We start from the raw sequence: 26,503 nt of genomic DNA, 5'->3' as shown, positions 1-26,503 counted from the left end.
TTCAAGGCTTCGCTTCCGGGCCGGCACCCCCGCCGAGGGAGGCGAGCACCGTGCCTTCGAGCTTGCTCAAACTGTCGTTGGCCGAGGCCCGCGCCCGCGCATCGTCGAGCCAGCCGGCAAAAGCGTCGCGGGAGGGCGCAGGCAGCGACTCGACCTCCTTGGTGGCAGCGGCAAGATCGCCTTGCTTTAGTGCCGCTTCGGCTCTTGCCAACACCGCTTCAGGCTCGTTCCCGGTCATTTCGGCGCCGATGCGGCGGATGGAGACCGCCGACTTCGCGCTCGCCATCATGCTGTCGAGGATCGAGTTTTGAGCGGCGGCCGGCGGGGCGGCGCTGGCCTCTGCGACCTTGGTCAGGTTGCCGGTGAGCTCGGCGATGGTGGGAATGCCGGTGTCGGCGTGCGAGGGAAGCGCACCGAGATCGCCGGGGTCCGGAATGAGAGATTTGAGCGCGGCGAGCTCTGCGGCGTAGGGGCGCCCGGCCGCGACCGCGTTCCGCAAATTGGCAAAGGCGATGGCCGCGGCACCCGACCTTGCGTTTGCCGCCGACCGGTCGATGGCGGTGGAAAGCTCGGGAAGGGCCGCTTCGAGCTTGGCAATTCTCTGATCGAGCGTGGTGAGCTGCGGGGCGAGGTCTGACGTGTCGCCGGCGAGATGCGCCTCGGCCAGCGCCCCGAGCTTTGCCTTGAGGGCCGCGACTTCTTTTCCCAAATCTTTGAGGTCCGCCGAGCCTTCGCCTTGCTGGGCGGCAAGCGCGCTGTCGATCTTGCCTTGCAGCTTCTGCTCAAGTTCGCCGATCTTCGCGTCGAGCGCGGCGGCATCCGGAACCGAGCCGCCATTCTTGGCGGTCTCGGCCAAGGCATTGATCGTTTCTTCAAGACGCGTCACCCGGGAGGACATGTCCGAGAGGTCGGGAGGCGTCTCGACCTTGCGGTCTTCAAGGGTCTTCATGCGGGCATCGAGCGCGCCGAGCGCCGCTGCATCCCCCGCCGGCGGCGGTGTCGCCTCGAGCTTGCTCAGGCGGCTGTTGATCGTCGTTAAATCCGGGGCCGCCGCGTTCCGCACCGGAAGCTTGTTCCACACGAGCGACAGGGCCACGACACCGATAAGGCCGCCGAGGAGCCCGGCGGCGAGATGGGTCACGAATCCCTTGAGCTCGGTCGGGCTCGTGCGTGGAGGCGGCTTCTTGGGACCGCGCTTCGGCTCGGTTCCTCCGGGATCGGATGTCTCGGCCTCAACGGCGGGGTCCGGCGAAGCGCTCTCGCCCGGCGCCGGATCGATCGACACTTCGGTCGCGGTGCCCTCGATGGTCGGCGCCGGGCGCTTGCCGGAACTCGGGTTCAGTTGATCGCCAAAAGGCTCAGCCATTACGCCTACCGTCGAAGTTCAAATCGCGGACGCGATCCTTACGAGGATGCCGCCTCGGAGTCGAGGAGCGCAAGGATATCCTCCTCGTATGGCCGCGCCGCCACAATTGCCCTGGCCTTCAGCGGCTCCACGGCCTGTGCTACCGCCGCCGAGAGGCAATAGCAATCGAGTCGCGAGGCTTGCGTTAGCGCCTCGTGCCGCACCACCAAAGCCGCGAAAATTGCGGCCGTCCGTGGCGACATGAGGATAACACCGTCGAGCTTGCTAGCGTTCAGCAGAGACAGAACGCTTTCCGGCAGCCTCGTTGCCGGAACGGCCCAATAAAGCACGGGCTGCCGGAGCGTGAAGCCTTTGGCTTGCAGCGCCGATTTCATGTCGAAGGCTAAGGTTTCGCCTGCAAGATGCACGAGCGGCCCGGCATTTGGCGGAAGCGCCTCCGCGATCAATCGCGACAGCGCCTCTCCCGTTCCGGGACCTGCGGTGACCTTAGTGAAGCCGAGGTCTGCCGCGGCTTTCGCGGTTGCCTCACCGACAGCGAACAGCGGAAGCCGCAACGCAGCGGCGAGGTCGGGGTGAGAAGCAAGCGCGCGCAAGGCATTGCGGCTGGTGACGATCAAGGCCTGAGCGCCGCCAAGGTCGAGGGGCACGTCAGTTGCGGACTCGATGGTGAGCAACGGGGCGAGCACCGGCTCATGACCGCGCGCGACAAGAAGCTCGGCCTGGCGGGTGGCGTCGGGTTCCGGTCTCGTGACGAGGACACGCATCACGTCAGCGCGCCGTGAGGCTTGAGAGGAAATTCGGACCGGCAAGTTCGAGCAGCTCGCGGCCGGAGCTTGCGCCGATGCTCGCGGCGTCGGAGGGGGCACCGCGCTGCTCGATCTCATGCCATTCGGTCCCGTCGGGGGTCAGCACCAGACCGCGAAAGCGCAAAAGCCCGTCGGCGATCTCGGCGAGGCCCGCGATCGGCGTCCGGCACGACCCGTCGAGCTCCCCGAGGAACGCCCGCTCGCAAGCGACGGCGGTGGCGGTGCGGTCATCGTTGAGCGCCTGCAACAGCTCGCGTGTTTCCGCATCGTCGCTTCGGCAGGAAACACCGATGGCGCCTTGCGCCACCGCAGGCAGCATCTCATCCGTCGAAAGAACCGAGGTGACATGACCGGTGAGACCAAGCCGCTCAAGTCCGGCAAGCGCGAGCAGGGTGGCGTCTACCATGCCTTGCTTAAGCTTCTTAAGGCGCGTCTCGACATTGCCGCGAAGGTCGATGGCTTGCAGGTCAGGGCGCAGGCGCTTCACCTGGGCCTGCCGGCGGAGCGACGAGCTTCCCACCACAGCGCCCGACGGCAATGCTGCAAGCGGTAAGCCACTCGCGCTGATGAAGGCATCGCGCACATCGCCGCGCGGCAGCACGGCAGCGATGGAAATTCCCTGAGGAAGCTCGGTGGGCAAATCCTTCATGGAATGGACGGCGAGATCGACCGTCTTGCCGAGCAGGGCCTCGTCGATCTCTTTGGTGAAAAGGCCTTTGCCGCCAAAGTCGCGCAGCGGCTTGTCGCGGATGCGGTCGCCCGACGTGGTGATGACGCTGAGAGCGACAGCGTCGGGCTTAAGGCCATGCGCATCGGTCAGAAGCGCCCGCACGTGCTCGGCCTGCCAAAGGGCAAGCGGACTTCCCCTTGTGCCGATGAGCAGCGGACGATTTGCCAAGTCCTTGACTCCGTTAACTTAAACTGGCCGCGCCGGCACCCATATCTGTCATTGACGGCGCAAGGCAGCGTGCCTCTTCAACCGGTGCGGTCTTACCCTGTAAAGAAGCATGATGGCTACTACCCCAGAGAAGCGCGAGTTTGTGGTCCTTGGCATCGAGACGAGCTGCGACGAGACCGCGGCAGCCTTGGTGCGCCGCGAGGCGAACGGCAAGGGCGTCCTGCTTGCCAATGTGGTGCGGTCGCAGCTTGCGCTGCATGCTGAGTTCGGCGGCGTGGTGCCCGAGATCGCGGCGCGCGCCCATGTCGAGCTGCTCGACCGTCTCATCGCCGAAGCGCTCGCCGAGTCTCGCCTTGGCTGGGACGAGATCGACGGCGTCGCGGCGACGGCAGGCCCGGGCCTGATCGGCGGGCTGATCGTCGGCGTCACCACGGCCAAGGCCATCGCGCTCGCGCGCGGGCTGCCGTTCGTCGCCGTGAACCATCTTGAAGCCCACGCGCTCACCCCAGGCCTCACCCATGGCTTGCCCTTCCCCTATCTGCTGCTGCTCGTCTCCGGCGGTCACACGCAGCTTCTGATCGTCAAGGAGGTCGGCTCCTACACCCGCCTCGGCACGACCTTGGACGATGCGCTGGGCGAGGCCTTCGACAAGGCTGCAAAGCTGCTTGGGCTTGGCTTTCCCGGCGGCCCGGCGGTCGAGGAATGCGCCAAGCGGGGCCGCGCGACCATCGCACTGCCAAGACCGATGCTCGGGCGGCCAGAGCCGCATTTCTCGCTTGCAGGGCTCAAGACCGCCCTGAGGCACGAGGCGATGAAGCGTGAGCCGCTCGGCGCCCAAGACGTCGCCGACCTTTGTGCGTCCTTCCAGGAGGCTGCGGCGGAAATGGTCAGCGACCGCACGCGCCGCGCCATGGAGCTTTACCTCGAACAGCTTGGACCCGATGCACAAAAGGCGCTCGTCGTCGCCGGTGGCGTTGCCGCCAATCAGCGCATCCGCGCCGCGCTTGCTACTGTCGCGGCGGAGAATGGCTTCGCGCTGGTCCTGCCACCGCCCGAGCTCTGTACCGACAACGCCGCCATGGTGGCCTGGGCCGGGGCTGAAAGGCTCGCCCGCTTGCTCGTCGACGATCTCGCGGCGCCATCCCGCGCCCGCTGGCCGCTCGACCCGGGCGCGGCGCCGGCCATCGGTGCCGGGGTTAAGGCGTAACAAGGTCCGGATACCGGCCCCGCGCCATAGGACGGCGGTACCGTCTTTCCTGTATGACAGGGCCCAGCTTCAATTGGGGGTGACATGGCCCTTGAGAGCGTCGGCATTGTCGGGGGAGGCGCCTGGGGCACGGCGCTCGGGGTCAGTGCTCGCCGCGCCGGCCGCGACGTGATGCTTTGGGCCTACGAGCCCGAGACCGTCGCCGAGATCAACCAGCAACATCGAAATGCGCTTTACCTGCCGGGTGTCGCGCTCGATCCAGCCATCAAGGCCACGGCCAAGCTCGGCGAAGTCGCAGCCTGCGACCTCCTGCTGATGATCACGCCGGCGCAGGAGCTCCGCGCCATCGCCGGGGAGCTTGCCTCACATATGCGCGACGGCCAGCCTCTCGTGATCGGCGCCAAGGGCATCGAGCAATCGACCGGACAGCTCCTTTCCCAAGTCGTCGCCGAAGTTCTGCCGCGAGTGCGCACCGCCGTGCTTTCAGGCCCGAGCTTCGCCGCCGAAATCGCGCGCGGACTTCCCGCCGCCTTGACCCTTGCCACCGCCAGCGAGGCGCATGGCCGCGCTCTTGCGCATGCGCTGAGTCATGCCTCGTTCCGCTGCTATTGGAGCGATGACGTGGCGGGAGCGGAGATCGGCGGCGCGCTCAAGAACGTCTATGCCATCGCCGCAGGCATCGTCGTCGGCAAGAAGCTTGGCGAAAGCGCCCATGCCGCGTTGGTCACGCGAGGCTTCGCCGAGATGATGCGCTTCGGTACGGCGCTCGGCGCACGACGGGAGACCATGACCGGGCTGTCGGGCCTCGGCGACCTGATCCTGACCTGCGGCAGCCCGCAATCGCGCAACATGTCGCTTGGCAGCGCGCTCGGCGAAGGGCGGAGCCTGGGCGAGGTGCTGAAGGGGCGGCTCTCGGTGACCGAAGGGGTCTACACCGCAAGCGCCGTGGTGGAGATTGCCGCCGCGCGCGGCATCGAGATGCCGATCGCCCAGGCCGTGCATGCCGTGGTGTCGGGCCTCGCCACGGTCGATGAGGCGATCGTAGCCCTGCTCGCCAGGCCGCTCAGACCGGAAGGCTAGGGCCTGAGCAAAGATTGGTCAGCTGCCGCGGGTCGGCTTGGCGCGCATCGTATGCTATGCTTTGCGGATCGCATCTCCCGGGGGGGACTGTCATGTTGTTGTCGCGTCGATCGCTGCTTGCCGGCGCCGCCACCCTCGCCGCTGCGGCGTCCCTGCCCCGGCTGACACGCGCGGCGGACAGCCGTAGAACTCTTCGAATGCAGACCCGGCAGATCGAGGTCGGCGGCAAGGCGGCGACCCGCTACGGGGTCATCCAGCCGTCAGGTGCCTTCGGCCTGATGCTTGACGAAGGCGACGAGCTCGACGTCGTGGTCGAGAATGCCCTGCCCGCACCTTCAGGGTTGCATTGGCACGGCTTAACCGAGCCATGGCGCCTCGACGGCGTGCCCTATCTCTCCGCTCCGCCGATCGCACCCGGAGGAGCCGTTGCCTACCGCTTCCCGGCGATCCCGCCGGGGACGCGCTTCATGCACTCGCATTTCGGGCTGCAGGAACAGGACCTCCTCGCCTCACCGCTGATCATCCGCGAGAAGAGCGCCGCCGCCAGCGGCGCCCAGGAGGTCGTCCTCTTCCTCGAGGATTTTTCCTGGACCGATTCGCAGACCCTTTTCGACAATTTGCGCAAACCGAAAGCCGGCGGCATGGACATGTCGAATGCGGACATGTCGAAGAATGCCTCGCCCGACCTCAACGACGTTGACTACGACGCCTTTCTCGCCAACGACCGCACGCTCGATGATCCCGAGATCATCGATGTCGAGAGGAACGGCGAGGTGCGCCTGAGGATCATCAACGCCGCCGCGTCCACCAACTTCACCGTCGATTTCGGCGGCAACGAGGGAAGCCTGGTGAGCGTCGACGGGAACCCCATTGTCCCGCTGACCGTGAAGAGGCTGCCGCTCGCGGTAGCACAGCGGGCGGATATCGTGCTGCGCATGCCCGCAGACGGCACGGCAGTCCCGGTGTTCGCCGTCGGCGAAGGGCGGAAGCTCAGGACCGGCATCGTGCTCCGGCCGCCCGGTGCCTCCGTCGCGAGCCTATCGAGCGAAGCGCCCGATCCCGGTCCCATCGTTGGTCTTGAGCTCGAGGCGGGGCTTGTCGCGACGCAACCGCTGCCAGCGAAGCCGATCGACAATTCCATTCCCGTCGATCTGACCGGGACGATGACGGGCTACATCTGGGGGATGACGGTCAACGACCAGGGCGGCCTGCCGGCGACGATCGACAAAGGACAGCGAGTGGAACTTATCATGCGGAACCGCACGATGATGGCCCACCCGATGCACCTTCATGGGCACGTCTTTCAGGTCGTCGAGATCGACGGCAAGCCGCTCCAGGGCGCGGTGCGCGACTCGGTGCTGGTTGCCCCCAAAGCGACTGTTAGGGTCGTCTTCGACGCCGACAATCCGGGCCTTTGGGCGTTCCACTGCCATAACCTCTACCACATGGCCGCCGGCATGTTCGCGACGGTGGTCTACCGGGCATTCAGCTGAGCATTCCACGCGCCATGCTCTACGCCTTGATCTGCACCGACAAGCCGAACAGCCTCGCTCTCCGCATGGCGAAGCGCCCCGAGCATGTCGCGTATCTGCAAAGCCTGGGCGAGACGCTCGTGATTGCCGGTCCCTTCAGCGAGGCTGACGGCGAAACCATGAACGGCAGTCTCATCGTCGTCGAGGCAGCGTCGCTGCAGGCGGCAAACGAGATCGCCGCCGGAGACCCCTTCGCAAAAATTGGGCTGTTCGCCTCGGTCGAGATTCGCCCCTGGGTGTGGACGATGAACGCGCCGGCCAACAAGACCTCGTGAGGCTCAAATGGCGTATTGGCTGCTCAAGTCCGAAGCCGAGACCTGGTCCTGGGACCAACAGAAAGCGTCCGGCAATAAAGGCGCGGAATGGACTGGCGTGCGCAACTATCAGGCCCGCAACAATATGCGGGCGATGAAAAACGGCGATCTCGGCTTCTTCTACCTGTCGGGTGACGACAAATGCGTCGTCGGCGTGGTCAAGGTGGTCGCCGAAGCGCATCCCGACTCGACCGACGGAACCGGCGTCTGGGAGTGCGTCGATGTCGCTGCCGTGTCCGGCGTGCCGAAACCGGTGACGCTTGCCGAGATCAAATCCACCAAGGCACTGAAAAGCATGGTGCTGGTCAACAATTCGAGACTTTCGGTGCAGCCGGTTTCCGCCGAAGAGTGGAGTATCATCAGCCGGATGGCCGGGCTCAAGGAGAAGTCGCGAAGCTAGGGAGAACAGGGAGAACGAGATGCCAGCAGTTTCGATCAACTACCTCGCCGTCGTCATCGCCGCAGTCGCGGGATTTCTCGTGGGCTGGGGCTGGTACACCGCCTTCGGCAAAGTCTGGCAGGACGCGCTCGGCAAAAGCAAAGAAGACTGCAAGCCAACCCCGCTCCCCTTCATCATCGCCGGCCTTGGCTGCCTGCTGATGGCCTGGATGCTTGCCGGGCTGATGGGCCATCTGGCCGACGTCACCGTTCGCGGCGGCGTCATCAGCGCCTTCTTCGTCTGGGTCGGCTTCGTGTTGACCACGACCGCCACCAACCAGGCGTTTCACGGCACCAAGCCCATTGTGACAGTCATCGATGCCGCTCATTGGCTCGTCGTGCTCGCCGTCATGGGCGCCATCATCGGGGCGTTTGGAGCCTAGAAGCCGAAGTCTTGGTTGCGGCGCACGATTGTAGCCCGGCCCGTCGCCGTCCATAATAGGAGCAAGTTTCATAAGCGGACTTCGTTGCGTAGGGAGGAGCGGTCCGATGGCGGATGAAACCGTCTACAAGGTCCAGAAGGACTGGAAGAAACAGGCCTTCATCGACAAGGACGAATACGAGAAGCTCTACGAGAAGAGCGTCGACAAGCCGGACAAGTTCTGGGGCAAACAGGGCGAGCGGATCGATTGGATCAAGCCCTATGGCCTCGTCAAGAACACGAGCTTCGCCTACCCCGACGTGTCGATCAAATGGTTCGAGGACGGCACGCTCAACGTCTCGGCCAATTGCATCGATCGGCATCTGAAGAAGCGAGGGCACCAGGTCGCCATCATCTGGGAGCCCGACGATCCCGCCGAGCCTCCACGCCACATCACCTATCGCGAGCTTCACCGCGAGGTGAATATCTTCGCCAATGTGCTTCTGGCGATGGGTGTCAATCGCGGCGACCGCGTCACCATCTACCTGCCGATGATCCCGGAAGCGGCCTTTGCCATGCTGGCCTGCGCGCGGATCGGGGCCATTCACTCAGTGGTGTTCGGCGGCTTCTCGCCTGACTCGCTTGCCGGCCGTATTACCGATTGCAAGTCGAAGCTTGTCGTCACCGCCGATGAGGGGTTGCGCGGCGGCAAGAAGGTCAAGCTCAAGCACAACGCCGACGAGGCGCTGACCAAGTCGCTCGGCGATGAGAAGGTCATCGTGATCAAGCGAACCGGCGGCCAATGCGCCATGCATGCCGGCCGCGATTTCTGGTACCACGATGTTGCCGCCAAGGTTTCCGACGAGTGCCCGCCGGCCGAGATGGGCGCCGAAGATCCGCTCTTTATTCTGTACACGTCTGGATCGACGGGCCAGCCTAAGGGCGTGCTGCACACGTCAGGCGGCTATCTCGTCTACGTCGCCATGACCCATCAACTGATCTTCGATTATCACGAGGGCGACATCTACTGGTGCACGGCAGACGTCGGCTGGGTCACCGGTCACTCCTATATCGTCTATGGCCCGCTCGCCAATGGCGCGACCACACTGATGTTCGAAGGCGTGCCCAACCACCCGGACCCGTCGCGCTTTTGGCAGGTGGTGGACAAGCACGGGGTCAACATCATCTACACGGCGCCCACCGCGATCAGGGCACTGATGGGCGCCGGCGACGACTACGTCACGCGCACCAGTCGGAAGTCGCTACGCCTGCTCGGCAGCGTGGGCGAGCCGATCAATCCGGAAGCTTGGGAGTGGTATTATCGCGTGGTCGGCGAAGGGCGTTGCCCGATCGTCGATACCTGGTGGCAGACCGAGACCGGCGGCATCCTGATCACGCCGCTGCCCGGCGCCACCAAGCTCAAACCTGGCTCAGCCACGCTGCCATTCTTCGGCGTCCAGCCCGCGATCGTCGACGGCGAGGGAAACCTGCTTGAAGGAGCGGTCTCGGGCAATCTCGTGATCCTCGATGCGTGGCCGGCGATGGCGCGCACCGTCTATGGCGACCACAAGCGCTTCGTCGACACCTATTTCTCCACCTACAAGGGCAAGTATTTCACCGGCGACGGCTGCCGCCGAGACGGGGACGGCTATTACTGGATCACCGGCCGGGTCGACGACGTTATCAACGTCGCCGGCCATCGCATGGGCACGGTGGAGGTGGAGTCGGCGCTCGTGGCTCACCCCAAGGTGTCGGAGGCCGCGGTCGTCGGCTATCCCCACGCGGTGAAGGGACAGGGCATCTATTGCTACGTCACGCTGATGAATGGCGAGGCCGAGTCGGATGCGCTGAAGATCGAGCTGCGCGACTGGGTGCGAAAAGAGATCGGCCCGATCGCCTCGCCCGATCTGATCCAATTCGCGCCGGGATTGCCCAAGACCCGCTCGGGCAAGATCATGCGCCGCATCCTGCGCAAGATCGCCGAAGACGATTTCTCCAATCTCGGCGATATCTCGACATTGGCCGATCCCGCCGTGGTGGACGATCTCGTGGAGAAGCGCCAGAACCGTGGATCAGCCTGATCGATCGGATTTTGGTCCCAAAACCGCATCGGCGCTCAGGCCAAGGGGGAGACATCACATGACCTGGCTCAAGGGGCTGCTCGTAGCGCTCGGCCTCGTTGTCGTGCTCGTAGTCGCCATCGTCGCAGCGCTTGGGCTGCTGACCTCGGACAAAGGCAAGGAGGTCCGGCACATCTCGATCGGCCAAAGGACGATCACGGTCTCGCACTTCAAGAACCTGACCCAGGAGACCACCGCGGACGGGGTCAAGATCGTGGTCGACGGCCACACCATCACCGCGACCCAAGATGCGATCGCCATCGACGGCAAGCCACAGAGCTTCGATCCCGCTCAGGATGTCGAGGTCAATATCGATGAGACCGGGGCGGTGCAAGCCAAGACGCTGAGCGCAGACGCTCCCCGTCCCGACGAAGAGACTCCCGATGAGGGCGCGGGCGACGCCGAGCCGCCGCAATAAGCGGGCGCGTCAGTGCGTGGAGGCTGCGGCGTGGGTCATCTCGCCGAGCAGCGACGACCACGCATCCTTCGCTTCGCGTGGAAAGCGGGCTTGCAACGCTTGCTCCAAGGTCCACACCCAGGCGCTCTGAAACGTCTCATAGTGGCTGGGGGTGACGCCCTCTTCGCGCTGGCGGGTGCCGAGCAGCTTGAGAATGGGCTGTAGCGATTGGAGCCGGTCGAGCGAGAGCACGGCGACCTTCATCGCCGCCATGAACTTCCGCCGCTGCACACGGTTCGGCGACTTGAACAGAATGCCCAGCGAAGGATCGAGATCGACCGATTTCATGTAGAACAGCCTGGCCACGAGGTCTGAGGCAGGCTCGACGATGGCGAAGGTCTCGCGGATGTGCCGCTTTTGCTCGCGGGTCAGCGACGGGCTGACGGAGACAGGCTCGGACGGCGGAGCAAGCAGTGTCAAGGACATGGGCGCGACTCGCGGGTGGATTGACCTCAAGCCAGCATGACGGTGAGCCCTTGATGAAGCGTTAAGGTAACCGCCGCGCTAACGGCGCGCCCTCAGGCGCCGTGAAGCGCGCGCCAAGGCCTCGATACTTGTGATGGGGGCAGGCACTTCCAACATATTTACCGTGAGCGCGGGCCAACGTCCCCCGCGCCAGGGAGTTGAGTTCCATGGGTTATTTCCGCACGGCCATCCTGCTTGCCGCCATGACCGCGCTGTTCATGGGCATCGGTTATCTGGTGGGCGGCCAGACCGGCATGGTTATCGCCTTTCTCGTCGCCGCGGCGATGAACCTGTTCGCCTATTGGAATTCCGACAGGGTGGTGCTCTCCATGTACGGCGCCCGCGAGGTGGACGAGCGCGCGGCGCCGGAGCTTTACGGGCTGGTGCGGAAGCTCGCCGCCGAGGCCGGGCTGCCCATGCCCAAGGTGTTCATCATGGACAATCCGCAGCCGAACGCCTTTGCCACCGGCCGCAATCCCGATCATGCCGCGGTCGCGGTCACCACCGGGCTACTCGAGCGGCTCTCCCGTGATGAGCTTGCCGGCGTGCTCGCCCACGAGCTCGGCCACGTCAAGCATCGCGACACGCTCACCATGACCATCACCGCAACGCTTGCCGGCGCCATCTCCATGCTCGCCAATTTCGGCTTCTATTTCGGCGGCAGCGGCCGCAACAACGACGGCGTCGGACGGATCGGCGGCCTGCTGCTCGTCATTCTCGCCCCGATCGCCGCGGCGCTCGTGCAATTCGGCATCAGCCGCAGCCGCGAATATGAGGCGGACCGCATCGGCGCCGAGATCAGCAAGCGCCCGCTGTCGCTCGCCTCAGCCTTGCGCAAGATTTCGAGCGCTGCCGAGCAGATTTCCAATCCGCCCGCCGAGCGCAATCCGGCTTCGGCGCATCTCTTCATCGTCAATCCGCTGTCCGGCGCGCGCATGGACAATCTGTTCTCCACCCACCCCAATGTCGAGAACCGCATTGCCCGGCTCGACGAGATTGCCGCGCGCATGGGTCAGAGCGCGAGCGGCGTCGAGACCTTCGAACCCGCCCCCCGCTCGTCGGGACCTTGGGCTTCGCCGCAAGAGGGAGGCTGGCGGCGGCGCGGTCCTTGGGACCAGGCCTAAGCCCGCGCGAAACATCAGATGAGCTTCGACGAAGAGACGCGCGACTCAGCCACCGCGCGGGAGGCGCAGGTCGGCCTTCCGGCCCGGCGCGCAGCCGTTGAGCTGTTGTCAGCCGTCATCGACAAGAAGCAGCCGCTCGACGATATCCTGAGCCGCTCGCTGGCCACCGGCTGGATGTTCGATCTGCCGCAGCGCGACCGGGCGCTTGCCCGCGCCATCGTGGCGACAAGCTTGCGGCGCCGCGGAGAGATCGATCGCATCCTCGATACGTTCCTCGAGCGCGGGATGCCGGACAAGGCCGGGAAGCTCTATCCCATCCTCCTGTCCGGTGCGGCGCAGCTCATCTTCTTGAAGACCCCGCCGCACGCGGCGATCGATCTCGCCGTGCGGCTTGCGCAATGGGATCCCCGCGCCCGCCGCTACGACAAGCTCGTCAACGCGGTGCTCAGGCGCGTCGCCAAGGAGGGCGAGGCCATCGCCGCAAGCCTCGATGCGCCGCGCGTCAACACGCCTGACTGGCTGTGGGACCGGTGGGTCGCGCGTTACGGCGAGGATCGGGCACATCTGATCGCCGCTGCCAATCTGATCGAGCCGCCCCTCGATCTGACGGTGAAGGGGGACCCTGACCACTGGGCCGATCAAATGTCGGGCCGCGTGCTTCCCAATGGGAGCGTGCGGCTTCTGCCCAAGGGCCGGATCGAAGCGCTCCCAGGTTTTGAGCAAGGAGAGTGGTGGGTGCAGGATGCCGCAGCGTCGCTGCCGGCCCATCTCATGGGAGACGTGGCGGGAAAACGCGTGGCCGACCTTTGCGCCGCACCTGGCGGCAAGACGGCGCAGCTTGCGCTCGCCGGAGCTTCCGTGGTGTCCGTCGATATCTCCAAGACGAGGCTCAAGACGCTCGGCGCCAATCTGGCGAGGCTCGGCCTCGATGCCACGGCGGTGGCCGCCGACGCCGCCACCTGGGCGCCGGAGGAGCGTTTCGACGCCGTGCTGCTCGACGCCCCTTGCTCGTCCACCGGGACCATCCGCAGGCATCCGGACATTCCCTATCTGAAGTCGCCAAAGGACATCGAGGCGTTGACCGCCTTGCAGGCCCGGCTTCTCGACAACGCGTGCCTCCTGCTCAAGCCTGGGGGCACGCTGGTCTATTCGACCTGCTCGCTCGAGCTTGAGGAAGGCGAGGCCCAGATTGCCGCTCTCCTTGCCCGAAACTCGGGCGTTCAGGTCGACCCGATCCTGCTTGGCGACGTGTATGGGCAGGAAGATTGGCTACAGGCGCCTGGGTTCCTCAGGACTTTTCCCTACCAGCTCGACCTCGGGACGCCGGAATGGAGCGGGATGGACGGCTTCTTTGCCGCGCGCCTGAAACGCAACAAATAGCAGGCTTTAGGCGGCCTTAGGCCCCAAGCCTCTTGATCCTGCCCTGCGGCAGTCCGACAATGCCCAGGAGTTTTGCGGGGAGGCCCCGAGGCGCCTGATGTGCAGGCGGGGCCCAAAATTCGAGATGATTGAGCATGGCGACTGAACCCCTTGCCGGCCAGGGCCGGTCGCGCGCTGAGCTCGCGCGGGGCCCAAGCGCGCTTCGCCGCTTCATGCTCTTGCGCATGGCGAGCATCTCTTATCCTGGGACTGAAGCCGAGCAACTCCTGCTTGCCCCCCAGGACCTGCGCACCGCCGATCCGAGCTTTGCCACCGAGATCTACAACGGCCATTTCGGTCTCGCCGGCAGCTTGGTCGAGCTTGGCTCCCAGTCGCCCTTCGAGATCACGCCGCCTTCGGAGGGTTGGGCGCGGGAGCTTTACGGCTTCGGCTGGCTCAGGCATTTGCGGGTCGCGGGCAGCGAGCTGTCGCGCGAGCAAGCCAAAGCCCTGCTCGGCGATTTCCTCAAGCTGCACAAGAACGTGCGCGGCCTCGCCTGGCAGCCTGAGGTGGTCGGGCGCAGAGTCATCTCCTGGCTGTCGAACTCGGTGGTGGTGCTCGATGCGAGCAATCCGAAGTCCTATGAGACCTTCCTGCATTCGCTCACGGCGCACCTTCGTTATCTTTCGGCGAGCTATCGCGACGCCCCCGACGGCGCGCCGCGCCTCGTCGCCCTCATGGCGCTCGTCTATGCCGGCTTGTGCATCGCCGAGCAGCAAGCGGTAGTGGACCGCTACCTGAAGCCGTTCTGCAAGGAGCTCGACCGCCAGATCATGTCCGACGGCGGTCACATCTCGCGCAACCCGACGGCGCTGGTCGAGCTGCTGCTCGATCTCTTGCCGCTCAGGCAATGCTTCATGGCGCGAGACCGCGTGCCGCCCAAGCAGCTCTCCGACGCCATCGACCGCGCCATGCCCATGGTCCGCTTCTTCCGCCTTGGGGACGGCACCATGGTGCGCTTCAACGGCGGCGGCGCCACCGCGACCGATTCGCTCGCCACCGTGCTCGCCTACGACGATACCGGCGGGGCACCGCTTCGCGCCGCGCCGAACTCCGGCTATGTGCGCATGGAGCGCGGAGCCACGCTCGTCATCGCCGACGTCGCGGCGGCTCCATCTGGGGCATTGAGCATGGCGTCTCACGCCGGATGTCTCTCGTTCGAGATGAGCTCTGGCGAGCATCTCGTCATCGTCAATTGCGGCGCGCCGACACCCGACCATGACGACTGGCGCATGTTTGCCCGCTCCACCTCGGCCCACTCGACGCTCGCCTTCGAGGAGACCTCCTCGGCGATTTTTTCCGGAGCGAATGGCAGCGAGCCTGCCGCCAACGCCGAGCTTGCCGGTCCTCCCAATGTGCAGACCTCGCTCAACGAGGAGGACGGGGCCCTGGTGCTCAAGGGCTCGCATGAGGGCTATGCCGCCCGCTTCGGCGTTAGCCATGCGCGCCGCATGGAGCTCTCGCCCGACGGCTTGCTGGTGCGCGGCGAGGACGCGCTAGCCGCCCCCAAGGGCCTCAAAGGCGAGGCGCAGACGAGCGGCGGCGGCTACGCGGTTCGCTTCCATCTGCATCCGAGTGTCAGCGCCGAGATGGCGGAGGACGAGAAAAGCGTAAGGCTGACGTTGCCCAACCGCGAAGCCTGGACGCTCACCGCCAACACGCCCACGGTCGCGCTTGAGGAAAGCGTGTTCCTGGCCGACGAGCGCGGGCCGCGCGCGAGCTTCCAGATCGTGCTTCAGGGCGGCCTGGAGGAGGAGCGGGAAATTGAGATCGCGTGGACCATCGAGCGGACCGCAGCACCCGGCGAGGCGCCCTTGCCTCAAGCCGGCGACGCCGCTGCGCCCGCGTAAGCCTGTTCCGCGACCCAGCTTTGCCGAGACGGCAATTCGTGATACCGGGCGGCTTGCCAATTCGCCCCCCGGGACGTTTGCCCCATGCAGAAAATTGCCCGCGCGCTCCTTTCGGTCAGCGATAAGACGGGGCTCGTCGAATTTGCGCGTGGCCTCTCCGCCCACAATGTCGAGCTGATCTCCACCGGGGGCACTGCCAAGCTGTTGCGCGAAGCCGGCCTCAAGGTGATCGACGTCGCCGAGATCACACAGGTTCCCGAGATGATGGACGGCCGGGTGAAGACTCTCCACCCGAAGATCCATGGCGGGCTGCTTGCGGTGCGCGGCAACGAGGAGCATGAGCGCGCACTGAGAGACCATGCGATCCCGCAGATCGACCTCGTTGCCGTCAATCTCTATCCCTTCGAGAGCACGGCGGGCAGCGGCGCGGATTTCGCGGCCTGCATCGAGACCATCGATATCGGGGGGCCTGCACTGATCCGCGCCGGCGCCAAGAACCACGCAAGCGTCACCGTCATTGTCGATCCCGCCGATTATCTGCGCGTGCTCGATGAGATGGAGAAAAATGGCGGGACGACCACGCCTGAGTTGCGCAAGGAGCTCGCCGCCAAAGCCTTTGCCCGTACCGGAGCCTACGACGCTGCCATCGGTTCCTGGCTCGCCGAGACCATCGGCGATCGCACGCCGGCATGGCGAGTTGTCGCCGGCACGTTGGTCGATGCGCTCCGCTACGGCGAAAACCCGCATCAATGGGGCGCGTTCTACCGCACGAGCGAGTCCCGCTTCGGCGTCGCCACGGCCGTGCAGGTGCAGGGCAAGGAACTCTCCTACAACAATCTGAACGACGCCGATGCGGCTTACGAGCTGGTCGCCGAGTTCGATCCAGGCGCCGCCGCGGCGGTTGCCATCATCAAGCACGCCAATCCGTGCGGCGTAGCCATCGCCGCCACGCTCAAGGAGGCCTATGCGAAAGCTCTCGCTTGCGATGCGGAAAGCGCATTCGGCGGCGTGATCGCGCTCAACCGCGGCCTCGATGCCGACGCAGCACGGGAGATCGTCGAGATCTTCACCGAGGTGATCATCGCGCCAGATGCGAGCGACGAGGCGAAGGCCATCATCGCCGGGAAGAAGAACCTGCGGCTACTGCTCGCCGGCGGCTTGCCCGACCCGAAAGCGCCTGGCCTCACCTTCCGCTCGCTGTCGGGTGGATTTCTCGTGCAGGCGCGCGACAACGGCGTGGCCGAGGCGGACTTGAGGATCGTGACCAGGCGGACGCCGACCGCGGCGGAATTGGCGGATCTGATCTTTGCCTTCACCGTGGCGAAGCATGTGAAATCGAACGCCATCGTCTATGCCAAGGACGGGGCGACCGTCGGCATCGGCGCCGGGCAAATGTCACGCGTCGACTCGGCGCGCATGGCGGCGTGGAAGGGCGAGCAGGCGGCGAAGGCCGCCGGCCTCAAGACGCGGCTGACGGAAAGATCGGTGGCGGCGTCCGATGCCTTCTTCCCCTTCCCTGACGCATTGCAGGCGATCGCCGCGGCCGGCGCCACCGCCGTGATCCAGCCTGGAGGCGCGATGCGCGACGCCGAGGTGATCGCGGCTGCCGACGAGGCGGGCCTCGCCATGGTGTTTACGGGCATGCGCCACTTCCGGCACTAGCTGCGAGTGCCACACGGTCCGACAGAACTTATCCCCGCTTCCCAAACCTTCGTTATCCTGCACTCACCTGGTCCACTGAGGGGCGTCATCGCGAGGCGTCGTGAGGCGGGACGAGGCGCGGTGTCCCGCGGGTTCGGCTTCGCAGGCCGAGCACTCGGGCGGCGCCGGGGCTCCGCCCGGACCCACGATGAGGTCCTGCCAGGAGCTGGCTGACGACTTGATCTTGCGCCACCGGCCTCTGGCCTACTTGAGCGCGAGAGTGTTGCGCTACCGGCCTTCGGCCTATTTGAGCGCAACGTGACCGAGATCGGAACGAAGGTGACACCGTTCGCCTGAGTTTCGAGCGAAGTCCCAAGCGAAAGCGCGGCCCGGCGATCGGCCAAGTCACCGCAAATAGCATGCGCTACCGCTTCCACACTCGTGTGTTCGCTGCATGAGCGCATGCGGCGCGCCGGAAGGCGCCCGCGCATCCTTGCCGAGGATGCGACGCCGTTAAGTTTGCGCCTTTCGGCGCGCCGCCCCCTCACCCGAGGGGGAGAAGATCAAACTCCGGACGCTGAGACGCGTCGCGGCAACGTGCTGTCATGCCCGCTCCTTCGTCATGCCCGGACTTGAAGCGCCGCAGCGATGAGCGCCGCAACATGCTCCATCCCTCCCCCTCGCGGGGAGGGACGACATCGCCGAGGGCGATGTCGGGGTGGGGGGCGTTCCCATCGCATTTCATGGAGTGCTTGGGTGACTCTGCACCCCCACCCGACGCGCTACGCGCGCCGACCTCCCCACAAGGGGGAGGTATGAGCCTGCTTCACCCGCTGCAGCAGCAGCAAGCCCGCGATCAGGAACACGACGCTCGTGCCGATGCCGAGGCGCTGGCTGCCGGTCGCGGCGGTGACAGCGCCGATGGCGAGCGGGGCGGCAAAGGCGGTGATCTTGCCGGAGAAGGAGAAGAAGCCGAAGAACTCGGTGGTCTTCTCCGGCGGACTCATCCTCGCGAGCAGCGTGCGGCTCGCCGCCTGGATCGGGCCGGCGGCAAGTCCGATGAGAATGGCGAAGGCGAGATAGACCTGCTCGCCGGCCGAGGAGAAAGGTGCGCTGCCCGGCACCTTGGGCTCGACGGCATGAACGAACAACACATGGGTCTTGTCCACCGAGAGCACGCCGATCGACGCCAGAATGAACAGGCACAACGTCCAGCCGATCACGCGCTTCGAGCCGAGGCGATCGTCGAGCACGCCGCCGGATGCGGCGCCGATGGTGCCGGCAACGGTGAGGACGATGCCGAACAGGCCGAGCTCAGAGGCTCGCCAGCCGAACACGCCCGCGGCGTAGATGCCGCCAAAGGCAAACACCGCGCCGAGCCCATCGGCATAGAGCATGCGGGCAAGCAGAAAGAGCGCGACCTGCCGGTGGTTCCGGTAGAGGTCCTTCACGCCGGCGACGAGCTGGGCGATGCCGGTCCTGACGGGTGCCGCGGCGCGTGATCCTGGCCGGTCCGGCGTGAACAGGAACAGAGGCAGGACGAAGATCAGGTACCAGAGGGCGGAGAACGGACCGACCAGCCGCTCGTCGGCCCGCGTCGCCATGTCGACCGGCACGATCGGGTTGAGGCCGAGCAGGGTCTTGCCGGTGTCAGGGTCGGCGACGATGAAGCCGGCGACGAGAACGAGGCTCACCAGCCCGCCGACATAGCCCGTGGCCCAGCCGACGCCCGAGAGCGTGCCGAGCCGCTTGGCCGAAACGAGCGAAGGCATCATGGCGTTGTTGAACACGGTGGCGAGCTCGGCGCCGATGGTCGCGAGTGCAAACGACAGCAGCACCAGAGGCGCCATGCCGGTTTGCCCCGGAACGGCAAGCCATAGGCCGCAAAGGCCTGCGACCAGCAGAACCGAGAAGCCTGCGATCCACGGCTTGCGCGGGAGTCCGGCGTCGGCGATGGAGCCGAGGATCGGCGCGAGCAGCGCCGCGATCAGCTCGGCGCCGCCGGTGGCGTAGGCCCACAGCGTAGCGCCAAGCGCAGGGTCACGAATAAAGCCATTCACGAAATAGGGGCCGAACAGGAAGGTGACCACGAGGGTGTAGAAAGGCTGCGTCGCCCAGTCGAACAGCACCCAGCCTGTCAGAGCGAGAGGCCCGGCAGGTTCGGCCGCTTTGCCCTTGGCGGTGCCCTTCCCCTTACGCGGACCAGCGGCCATCGAGCACGATCAGATGGTTGGGCAGCTCATTCTCATCGATCCGGCCGGGTGGAAAATGCTCGGCGAGAATTTTGCCGCAGGTCTCGATCGCTGTGATGAACCCTTGCGTGCGCCGCCCTCGCCCGAGATGCGTGGTGAGGGTGTTCACCACGCCGTTCCACGTCTCATGCGGCACCTTCTTGTAGATGCCGTCGTCGGCGATCACCTCGGCGTAGTGCTCGGCGAAGGACACGTAGATCAGCACCCCGGTACGGCCTTTGGTGGTGTGCAGGTTTTGCGCCAGGAACTGCTCAACCGCCTTCTGATGGGCGCGGGCGCGCTTGATGGAGCTCGGCACGATGGCGAAGCGCAGCGCCTCCCACTGCATGAGCACGGCGCCGAGGATAAAGACGCCGAGCTCTGCGAGATAGATGTGTTCGACCGGCCAGTTGGTACAGTAGATCAGCGGCCAAGGCACAAGCAGCGCCAACAGCGCGGCCCACATCAGCGCATAGGCGAAATAGCCGGCGCTCGCGGTGGCGACGACGACGATGATCTCGCCGCTCGTCCTGCTCTCGGCCTCGGTAATGGCCGCTTCGATGCTGGCGCGGTCTTCGGGGCTGAAGGGCTCCATGGGCATCCTACCAGCTGCCTGAGGCGCCGCCGCCGCCGAAGCTGCCCCCGCCGCCCGAGAATCCGCCTCCGCCTCCTCCGCCGCCTCCCCAATCGCTGCCGCCGGAGCCGCCTCCCCAACCGGGGCCAGGGATAAAGATCGGGCCGCTGCCGCGGCGATAGGCCGAGCGCTGGGTGCTCCGCCAGGTGACCCAGATGAACCACAGGATGATGAGGGTCCAGAAGATGACCACGAGCCAGTCGATCTTCGGATCGTCGGCGTCGTGCCGGCCCTTTACGCGCTCGGCGAGCTCGGCAGCATCGCCGGTGAGCACCAGCTCGACGCTCTTCACTCCTTCCTTGATGCCGCCGGCATAGTCGCCGGTGCGGAAGCGCGGCAGGATGGCGCCGTTGATGACCACCGTCGACATGGCATCGGTGAGAATCGGCTCAAGCCCGCGGCCGACCTCGATGCGCACCTTGCGCTCATTGGGAGCGACGATGAGGAGGACGCCGTTGTCCTTCTCCTTGGTGCCGATGCCCCAATGGCGGCCGAGCTGATAGCCGTAGTCCTCGATGGTCAAGCCTTGCAGCGACGGCAAGGTGACGACCACGACCTGGTCCGAGCTCTTATCTTCGAGCGCCTTGAGCTCGGAGTCGAGCTCGGCCCGGTCGTCTGCGCTCAGCAGGTTGGCATCGTCGACCACACGGCCGGTAAGCTCAGGATAGTCCGGTTCGGCCGCCCAGGCGGGCGCGATCCAAAGAAGCAGTACGAAACCGGCAAGGATCGGGCTGAACCGCCGCGGCGTTGAGGCCATGCTCGCCCTCGTTCGCCTGTTCCCGCTAGAACTTCACCTCCGGCACCTTGGTGGTCTCCTCGGCGACCGTGAAATTCTGCATCGGCTCGGCATCGGGATAAAGCACCGAGCGCCACCAGCGTCCGGGGATGGTCCTGATCTCGGTGTTGTAGTCCTTGACCGCGGTGATGTAGTCGCGCCTTGCGATGGCGATGCGGTTTTCGGTGCCTTCCAGCTGGGATTGCAGCGCGAGGAAATTCGCGTTCGACTTCAGGTCTGGATAGTTCTCGACCACGGCCAGCAACCTCGCGAGTGACCCGCTGAGCTGGCCCTGGACCTCCTGGAACTTCTTGAACGCCTCAGGATTGGTGAGGATGTCAGGGGGAAGTTGCATTTGCGTCGCCTTGGCGCGCGCCTCGACCACCTCGGTCAGCACCTTGCTCTCCTGGGCGGCATAGCCCTTCACCGTCTGCACCAGATTGGGGATGAGGTCGGCGCGGCGCTGATATTGGTTCAGGACCTCGCTCCAGGAGGCCTTGGCCCGCTCCTGCAGCGTTGGAATGGTGTTGATGCCGCAACCGGCGAGCGCCAAGCCCGCGAGCAACAGAGACAGCGCACGGAATGCGGTGCGAGAACGCGGTCGCGTCAATGCCAGCATGAGAGCCTCCCTGAAAAGCCAAAAGCCGCTTTCGGCATCGGGTGTATTTAGCGGGCGCTTACGAAGCAAGGCCTTTTGCCGGAGATGGTCTCCGGTTGCGCATCTTGGTTAGGGACAATTTCTGCCCTCGTGCCACCGCAAATCCGCGGTTGACTATGAACGGAGCGATCGCGCGACTTGATCTGCTCGCGCGCCCGATGCGGCTGCCTCCACCATGACCGCCATGAAGCGCTGTGGCTCGGCAGCGTCTAGGTGTTGCCAGAATGGAACAAGGGCCAAGTTTATTCGAGGCGCTTGGCTGCGGTGCGAGCCGGACTCGCTGCCGCAGAGGCGGAAATTTCCCACGCGACGCAGGGAGTTGTGTGAGAGGCACAGGCAGGCGCGCGGGCGAGGTGAAATCTTTGACGAGCGGCCCCAAATGTTAGGTAATCGGAAGGCTTTGCTGGCCAAATTTGATAGCCTCACCTAGTGTGATTCGCGAGGGAGAGTCACACGGTCGAGGGGAACAATTTCAGCCCATGCAGGGTTCGATCGAGCGCGGGGACGGGCATTGAAAGCGCAGCGTGTGTGTAGGGTGAAGGCGATCCCGGTCGCCGCAAGAGCAACACGAATTTCGGCACTGTGGTTGGGCGTTGCGGCACTCACCTTGGCGATTGCCGCGTTGCCGGCCGAAGCCGGGAAGAAGCAACAAAAGCCGGCTAAGGCGCCCGACGAGCCGATCGTCGCTGTCGACAACAAGCAGCCGATGATCGTTGTCGTCTCCATCGGGCAGCAAAAGGTAGACGTCTATCGCGGCACGACGCTCGTCACCACCTCGGCGGTGTCGACCGGAACCGCGCAGCATCCGACCTTCATCGGCGCTTTCTCGATCATGCAAAAGGCGCGGTGGCATCACTCGAACATATACAGCGGCGCACCGATGCCATGGATGAACCGGCTTACCTGGTCTGGTACGGCAATGCATGCCGGCGTAGTGCCCGGTTACCCCGCCTCCCACGGCTGCATCCGGCTGACCTATGCGTTTGCGCCTAAATTCTTCCAGATGTCTTCGGTCGGCGACAATGTGATCACCTCCCGCGGCCGGCCGAAGCCCACTCCGGTCGATCATCCGGCCCTGTTCCAGCCGTTGCCGCCACCTTCGCTTCCGGAAATCGCGCAGCACGCCTCCCTCGCACCGCTCCAACCGATGAGCTCCCCGGTGGTGGTCGCTGCCGCCGCGGCCGCGAGCCCGGTGATCCTGGCGAGGGCGGAGGCGCCGACGACCGTCGACAGCGAAGCTCAACCTCAGGCCGAGCAGAAGGCCGAGGCGAAGGGCGACGCGTCGCAGGCAGAGCCGGCAAAGGATACGGCGGAGACGCATGCCCGCCCAGAAGCCGACTCGGACCCCAACCGCGTCCATGCCATCACCCCCGACACGAGCGATAGCGCGGCGAGCCATGGCGTTCCCGACACTTCGGCCGGTGCCGACGGCGTAGTGACCGAGAAATCGGCTCCCTCTCCCGCCGTCACGCCAGAGCCGGAGGCAGCACCTACGCCCACGACCGCTCCAACCGCTGTGGCCGCTCCGGTCATCGATCCACCGGTAGAGCCCGCCTCACCCCCGCCCGCCGCAGGCAAATTGAACGCCGGCGTCGATGCCGCTTCCGTGGAGGCTGCCGAGCCTCATTCGCAGGCGCCTTTGCGCATCCTATTGACCAGGCGCACCCAGCGCGACCGCATCATTGGTGTGCAGGAGATCCTTGCCTCGACGGGATATTTGCCGCCGCAGAAATTCGACGGCACCATGGGGAAGGCGACTATCGGCGCCATCAAGGAGTTCCAGAAGGCGAACGGCATGGGTGAGACCGGCGCCTTCAACGATGAGCTCGTGAAGAAGGTGTACGCGGTCGCGGACAAAGGCGAGCCTCCGGCAGGCCATCTCTACGTCAGGCAGGAATTCGACGATGTATTCGATACGGCGGTCAGCTTCCGCAACGCGGACGAACCGCTCGGCACCCACGTCTATGTGGCGCTGAATTTCGCCCCCGGCGACACCAAGACCAACTGGGTGACGCTCGACGTGCAGGATGGCGGCGGCGCTGCGGCGCCTCTCGACCGGCTCGAGATCCCGGACGACGTCCGCCAGAAGATCTCCGAGCGTCTGACGCCCGGCTCGACCTTCATCGTTGCCGATACCAGCATCAATTCGGCGAACCTGCCGAGAGGCGGGGACTTCGTGGTGCTCGCCAAATCGACCGGCGCCAAGATCAGCATGACCGACGACGAGCCAGAGGCAAGGCCGAAACCCCGCCGGCGCAACAACGCGGTGGTCAGGCGCTTTAATGACGATCCGTGGGGAGGCGCCCCGTGGTCCGGCCGGAACAACCGTGGCCTCTTTGGGCGCGGCCCCTGGTAGGCTCAAGACTTTAGTGACTCGCGGCCCGGCGGCCGACGACCTGGCAGGCCGATCGGTTTCGGCCTCAGGCGCGGATCCCTCCGACTACTTTTGATTAATCTCCGGGTGCCAAGGTAGCGAGAGCGCCGCTCCCGGGGGGATTCCGGTCGGATCATGCATCAGTCCGGAAAGATCGTTGCCTACTGCTCGGCGGCACTGTCAGCTGCCGCAATCGCGAGCTTCGTCACGCTTTCCGTGATTTCTCCGTGGATCGGGCTTTCGTCCAACGCTGCGCGCCGAGACGCGCCGGAGGCAGCCTCCGAGCAAGCCAAGACACCGTCCGGGGACGCCGCGACACCAACCGAAGAGGTCCGAGCCCTGGCCGCTACGGTCTCGGGCCATGACCCCCAGCGTGCCACGCAAGACCCTGCGCCGGCAGCCTCGCCGCCTCTCGTTGAGGCGGCCGCAACGCCACAAGCCGGCGAAGCCGAGGCGCCCCCTCCCCAATGGTCCACGGCGGAGGTCGACGCGGCGCTGATGGAATGCGTGAACCTGCTCGCGCCGGTGACGGCACAAGTCATTCCGCTCGCGCCAATTCGCTATAACGACTGCGGCACGCCGGCGCCGGTTCTGCTCAGGAGCATCGGCGGCAAGGACAAGGTCGCAGTCGATCCGCCCATGCTGATGAACTGCCCCATGGTCGTGGCGCTCAATCGCTGGATGGAAAAGACGGTGCAGCCCGCGGCGCTCGCCACACTAGGCTCGCCGGTGACGAGGATCGCAGGCTCAGGCTATGCCTGCCGCAACCTCTACAACCTGCCCAACGAGCGCCGCAGCCAGCATGCTTTCGCCGACGCCATCGACCTTCCGGTGTTCTTTCTCGCCGATGGGCGAAGGATCGATCTGGCCACGGGCTGGGGCCCGACGCGCCGCGACCTTGTGGCAGGCGTGAAGCTCATCCCGATCGCCGCCAAGAGCGCGAGCGCGGATGGCGAAGCCGATCAAGGCGCGCCCTCCGCGAAAATAGCCGCGACGCCGGCGAGCGCGACGGCAGCCATGCAAGTGTCGGTGAAGTCGGCCGCCCTCGTTCAGGATGCCGCTCCGCCCGAGGACAAGGCGCCGGCCCCGGACCCGCTCTCACTCCCGCAAGCCAAATTCTTGAGGCTCGTGCATCAGGGCGCTTGCGGAGTGTTCACCACGGTGCTCGGCCCCGAGGCCAACGACATCCACCGCACGCATTTGCATCTCGACCTGCAGGACCGGCACGCGCTCAACGTCTGCAAGTAGCGGGCGGCGCTAGGTTGAACGGCGCGGGGTGGAGCGGCGCCAAGGCCCCGCTATGCGCCGCCATGCTTGCTTGAAGGAGAAAATTGGAGCGGGCGAAGGGATTTGAACCCTCGACCCCAACCTTGGCAAGGTTGTGCTCTACCCCTGAGCTACACCCGCGATCCGTCCTACCCTCGCGCTCTTGCCAAACCCATCCGGTTCGCGCTTGAAGGCACTTGTGGCGTTTTAATTGATCGCCTCTCCGATGTCCATAGCAGGAGCTGCCGGCCATCGTGGCGTCGAAATATTACGTGGATCAGGCAGTTGGACGGCCGGCCAATGACCAATCCGAGACCGAAGGTGGCGGATCGAGAGACTTTGTTCGCGCGCCTCGCAGAGCTCGGCATCGCCTCGACCACGGTGGAGCACGAAGCGGTGTTCACCGTCGAGCAGTCCCAATCCTTGCGCGAGCGGCTGCCTGGCGCCCACACCAAGAATCTGTTCGTGATGGACAAGGACGGCCGCGCCGCCCTCGTCGTTGCCAAGGACGACACGCGGGTCGATTTGAAGATGCTGGCGAAACGCCTCGGGCTCGGCCGCCTCAGCTTCGGCAAGCCTGAGCGCCTCTTCGACCTGCTCGGCGTGACCCCAGGCTCAGTCACGCCCTTTGCCCTGATCAACGATACCGAGGCCCGCGTCGTCGTGGGCGTCGATGCCGCCCTCCTCGCCTTCGCCGAGGTCAACTTCCACCCGCTGGAGAACACCGCCACCACCCGGCTCGCAGCCCAAGATTTCCTCCGCTTCATCCGCGCCTGCGGTCACGAGCCGCTCATTCTCCCGCTCTCCTGACCGCTGCCGGAGGCGTTGCTAAACCGGCAGTCGCGGCCCATCTTCCCGGTAAAATAGGGCGCGCGACCGGCTTGGCCTTGCCGCCTGCCGAGTATAGGGTCGCGAACCCCAGGGTGAGTGAGCAGCAGCATGGATACCCCGATCCTTTCGGAAGGCGCCGGCACAGCCGACGCCGATCTCATCAAGAACACGACCACCACGGATTTCATGCGCGACGTGATCGACGCCTCGCGCCAGGTTCCGGTGCTGGTCGATTTCTGGGCGCCGTGGTGCGGACCCTGCCGGCAATTGACGCCGGTTCTGGAGAAGGCCGTGCGCGCGGCCAAGGGCGCGGTCAAGCTCGTCAAGCTCAACATCGACGAGCACCCGCAGATCCCGGGCCAGATGGGGGTTCAGTCGATCCCGGCGGTGTTCGCCTTCCAGGATGGAAGGCCGGTCGACGGCTTCATGGGAGCGTTGCCCGAGGACCGCATCAAGGCGTTTATCGCGAGGCTGGTCGGCGATGAGTCGGCCGATGAAGCCGCCGACATGGAGGGTGCGGAAACCGCACTTGCCGCCGGTGACGTCAATACCGCCGCGCAAGCTTTCGGCGAGGCTCTGCAAAAGGACGCGGAGAATGAGCGCGCCGCGGCGGGGCTCGCCAAGTGCTACATCAAGACCGGGGATCTCACCCTGTC

24 protein-coding genes and 1 tRNA gene are annotated in these 26,503 nt (G+C 65.5%); 16 read left to right on the top strand and 9 right to left on the bottom strand.

Annotated features, from left to right (window positions below; translation table 11 throughout):
* Position 1 precedes the first annotated feature (1 nt).
* From ACREC7_RS07245 to hemC, 3 genes are read right to left on the bottom strand one after another with little or no spacing between them, the layout of a single operon-like run.
* The gene (locus ACREC7_RS07245) at positions 2-1,366 is read right to left on the bottom strand and encodes a COG4223 family protein (RefSeq protein WP_431555017.1); all 1,365 of its coding nucleotides are present in this window, start codon (positions 1,364-1,366) and stop codon (positions 2-4) included.
* A gap of 38 nt (positions 1,367-1,404) precedes the next feature.
* Complete coding sequence (locus ACREC7_RS07240) at positions 1,405-2,130, bottom strand: uroporphyrinogen-III synthase (protein ID WP_431555027.1); 726 nt, start codon at positions 2,128-2,130, stop codon at positions 1,405-1,407.
* A 4-nt stretch (positions 2,131-2,134) separates the two neighbouring features.
* The gene (gene hemC, locus ACREC7_RS07235) at positions 2,135-3,070 is read right to left on the bottom strand and encodes a hydroxymethylbilane synthase (RefSeq protein ID WP_431555016.1); all 936 of its coding nucleotides are present in this window, start codon (positions 3,068-3,070) and stop codon (positions 2,135-2,137) included.
* 112 nt (positions 3,071-3,182) lie between these two features.
* On the opposite strand from hemC, the gene tsaD reads away from it, so the two are divergent.
* From tsaD to ACREC7_RS07195, 8 genes are all read left to right on the top strand, one after another.
* Positions 3,183-4,277, top strand: a complete 1,095-nt coding sequence (gene tsaD, locus ACREC7_RS07230; RefSeq protein ID WP_431555026.1) for a tRNA (adenosine(37)-N6)-threonylcarbamoyltransferase complex transferase subunit TsaD — start codon at positions 3,183-3,185, stop codon at positions 4,275-4,277.
* Between the two features lie 84 nt (positions 4,278-4,361).
* Positions 4,362-5,357, top strand: a complete 996-nt coding sequence (locus ACREC7_RS07225) for an NAD(P)H-dependent glycerol-3-phosphate dehydrogenase (RefSeq protein WP_431555015.1) — start codon at positions 4,362-4,364, stop codon at positions 5,355-5,357.
* 92 nt (positions 5,358-5,449) lie between these two features.
* Positions 5,450-6,850 carry a multicopper oxidase family protein gene (locus ACREC7_RS07220; RefSeq protein WP_431555014.1) on the top strand — a complete coding sequence of 467 codons (1,401 nt, stop codon included), beginning with the start codon at positions 5,450-5,452 and terminating at the stop codon, positions 6,848-6,850.
* A 14-nt stretch (positions 6,851-6,864) separates the two neighbouring features.
* Positions 6,865-7,164, top strand: coding sequence for a YciI family protein (locus tag ACREC7_RS07215; protein WP_431555013.1), 300 nt, complete (start codon positions 6,865-6,867; stop codon positions 7,162-7,164).
* A gap of 7 nt (positions 7,165-7,171) precedes the next feature.
* A complete protein-coding gene (locus ACREC7_RS07210; RefSeq protein ID WP_431555012.1) occupies positions 7,172-7,603 on the top strand; it encodes an EVE domain-containing protein in 432 nt (143 codons plus the stop codon).
* Between the two features lie 19 nt (positions 7,604-7,622).
* On the top strand, positions 7,623-8,024 hold the full coding sequence (locus ACREC7_RS07205) for a DUF1761 domain-containing protein (protein ID WP_431555011.1): 402 nt from the start codon (positions 7,623-7,625) through the stop codon (positions 8,022-8,024).
* A gap of 106 nt (positions 8,025-8,130) precedes the next feature.
* Positions 8,131-10,083 (top strand): acetate--CoA ligase, encoded by a 1,953-nt coding sequence (gene acs, locus ACREC7_RS07200; RefSeq protein WP_431555010.1) that lies wholly within the window; start codon positions 8,131-8,133, stop codon positions 10,081-10,083.
* Positions 10,084-10,141: 58 nt separating this feature from the next.
* The gene (locus ACREC7_RS07195; RefSeq protein ID WP_431555009.1) at positions 10,142-10,540 is read left to right on the top strand and encodes a hypothetical protein; all 399 of its coding nucleotides are present in this window, start codon (positions 10,142-10,144) and stop codon (positions 10,538-10,540) included.
* Positions 10,541-10,549: 9 nt separating this feature from the next.
* Here the strand turns inward: ACREC7_RS07195 and ACREC7_RS07190 are convergent, their stop codons facing one another.
* Complete coding sequence (locus ACREC7_RS07190) at positions 10,550-11,005, bottom strand: globin domain-containing protein (protein ID WP_431555008.1); 456 nt, start codon at positions 11,003-11,005, stop codon at positions 10,550-10,552.
* A gap of 206 nt (positions 11,006-11,211) precedes the next feature.
* On the opposite strand from ACREC7_RS07190, the gene htpX reads away from it, so the two are divergent.
* The 4 genes from htpX to purH all read left to right on the top strand — a co-directional run bounded on the left by htpX (position 11,212) and on the right by purH (position 17,099).
* Positions 11,212-12,168 (top strand): zinc metalloprotease HtpX, encoded by a 957-nt coding sequence (htpX, locus tag ACREC7_RS07185; protein ID WP_431555007.1) that lies wholly within the window; start codon positions 11,212-11,214, stop codon positions 12,166-12,168.
* Between the two features lie 18 nt (positions 12,169-12,186).
* Positions 12,187-13,548 carry an RsmB/NOP family class I SAM-dependent RNA methyltransferase gene (locus ACREC7_RS07180; RefSeq protein ID WP_431555006.1) on the top strand — a complete coding sequence of 454 codons (1,362 nt, stop codon included), beginning with the start codon at positions 12,187-12,189 and terminating at the stop codon, positions 13,546-13,548.
* 134 nt (positions 13,549-13,682) lie between these two features.
* Positions 13,683-15,437, top strand: a complete 1,755-nt coding sequence (locus ACREC7_RS07175) for a heparinase II/III family protein (protein ID WP_431555005.1) — start codon at positions 13,683-13,685, stop codon at positions 15,435-15,437.
* An 84-nt stretch (positions 15,438-15,521) separates the two neighbouring features.
* Positions 15,522-17,099, top strand: a complete 1,578-nt coding sequence (gene purH, locus ACREC7_RS07170; RefSeq protein ID WP_431555004.1) for a bifunctional phosphoribosylaminoimidazolecarboxamide formyltransferase/IMP cyclohydrolase — start codon at positions 15,522-15,524, stop codon at positions 17,097-17,099.
* Between the two features lie 761 nt (positions 17,100-17,860).
* On the opposite strand, the gene ACREC7_RS07165 is transcribed toward purH, so the two are convergent.
* Genes ACREC7_RS07165 through ACREC7_RS07150 form a run of 4 tightly spaced genes read right to left on the bottom strand, consistent with a single transcriptional unit; the run spans position 17,861 to position 21,337 of the window.
* On the bottom strand, positions 17,861-19,291 hold the full coding sequence (locus ACREC7_RS07165; RefSeq protein ID WP_431555003.1) for an MFS transporter: 1,431 nt from the start codon (positions 19,289-19,291) through the stop codon (positions 17,861-17,863).
* Positions 19,272-19,904 (bottom strand): TPM domain-containing protein, encoded by a 633-nt coding sequence (locus ACREC7_RS07160; protein WP_431555002.1) that lies wholly within the window; start codon positions 19,902-19,904, stop codon positions 19,272-19,274. The genes ACREC7_RS07165 and ACREC7_RS07160 overlap by 20 nt, the downstream gene beginning before the upstream one ends.
* Positions 19,905-19,911: 7 nt before the next feature.
* Positions 19,912-20,700 (bottom strand): TPM domain-containing protein, encoded by a 789-nt coding sequence (locus ACREC7_RS07155; RefSeq protein ID WP_431555001.1) that lies wholly within the window; start codon positions 20,698-20,700, stop codon positions 19,912-19,914.
* A 25-nt stretch (positions 20,701-20,725) separates the two neighbouring features.
* Entirely contained in the window at positions 20,726-21,337 is a 612-nt protein-coding gene (locus ACREC7_RS07150; protein ID WP_431555000.1) for a LemA family protein, read from the bottom strand.
* A gap of 550 nt (positions 21,338-21,887) precedes the next feature.
* Between ACREC7_RS07150 and ACREC7_RS07145 the strand changes: the two genes are divergently transcribed.
* Positions 21,888-23,732 (top strand): L,D-transpeptidase family protein, encoded by a 1,845-nt coding sequence (locus ACREC7_RS07145; protein WP_431554999.1) that lies wholly within the window; start codon positions 21,888-21,890, stop codon positions 23,730-23,732.
* Between the two features lie 153 nt (positions 23,733-23,885).
* Positions 23,886-24,998, top strand: a complete 1,113-nt coding sequence (locus ACREC7_RS07140; RefSeq protein ID WP_431554998.1) for an extensin family protein — start codon at positions 23,886-23,888, stop codon at positions 24,996-24,998.
* Positions 24,999-25,082: 84 nt separating this feature from the next.
* On the opposite strand, the gene ACREC7_RS07135 is transcribed toward ACREC7_RS07140, so the two are convergent.
* Positions 25,083-25,157: transfer RNA gene (locus ACREC7_RS07135), tRNA-Gly, on the bottom strand.
* Between the two features lie 159 nt (positions 25,158-25,316).
* On the opposite strand from ACREC7_RS07135, the gene ACREC7_RS07130 reads away from it, so the two are divergent.
* Positions 25,317-25,826 carry a prolyl-tRNA synthetase associated domain-containing protein gene (locus ACREC7_RS07130; protein WP_431554997.1) on the top strand — a complete coding sequence of 170 codons (510 nt, stop codon included), beginning with the start codon at positions 25,317-25,319 and terminating at the stop codon, positions 25,824-25,826.
* Positions 25,827-25,955: 129 nt separating this feature from the next.
* Positions 25,956-26,503 (top strand): thioredoxin (trxA, locus tag ACREC7_RS07125; protein WP_431554996.1); only part of this gene is annotated, 548 nt, incomplete at its 3' end.

Origin of the sequence: Methyloceanibacter sp. (assembly GCF_050728395.1) — a bacterium.
In the GTDB taxonomy this organism is placed as follows: Bacteria; Pseudomonadota; Alphaproteobacteria; order Rhizobiales; family Methyloligellaceae; genus Methyloceanibacter.
Note: the sequence above shows the minus strand (reverse complement) of the source record. Positions and strands in the feature narration are given on the sequence as shown.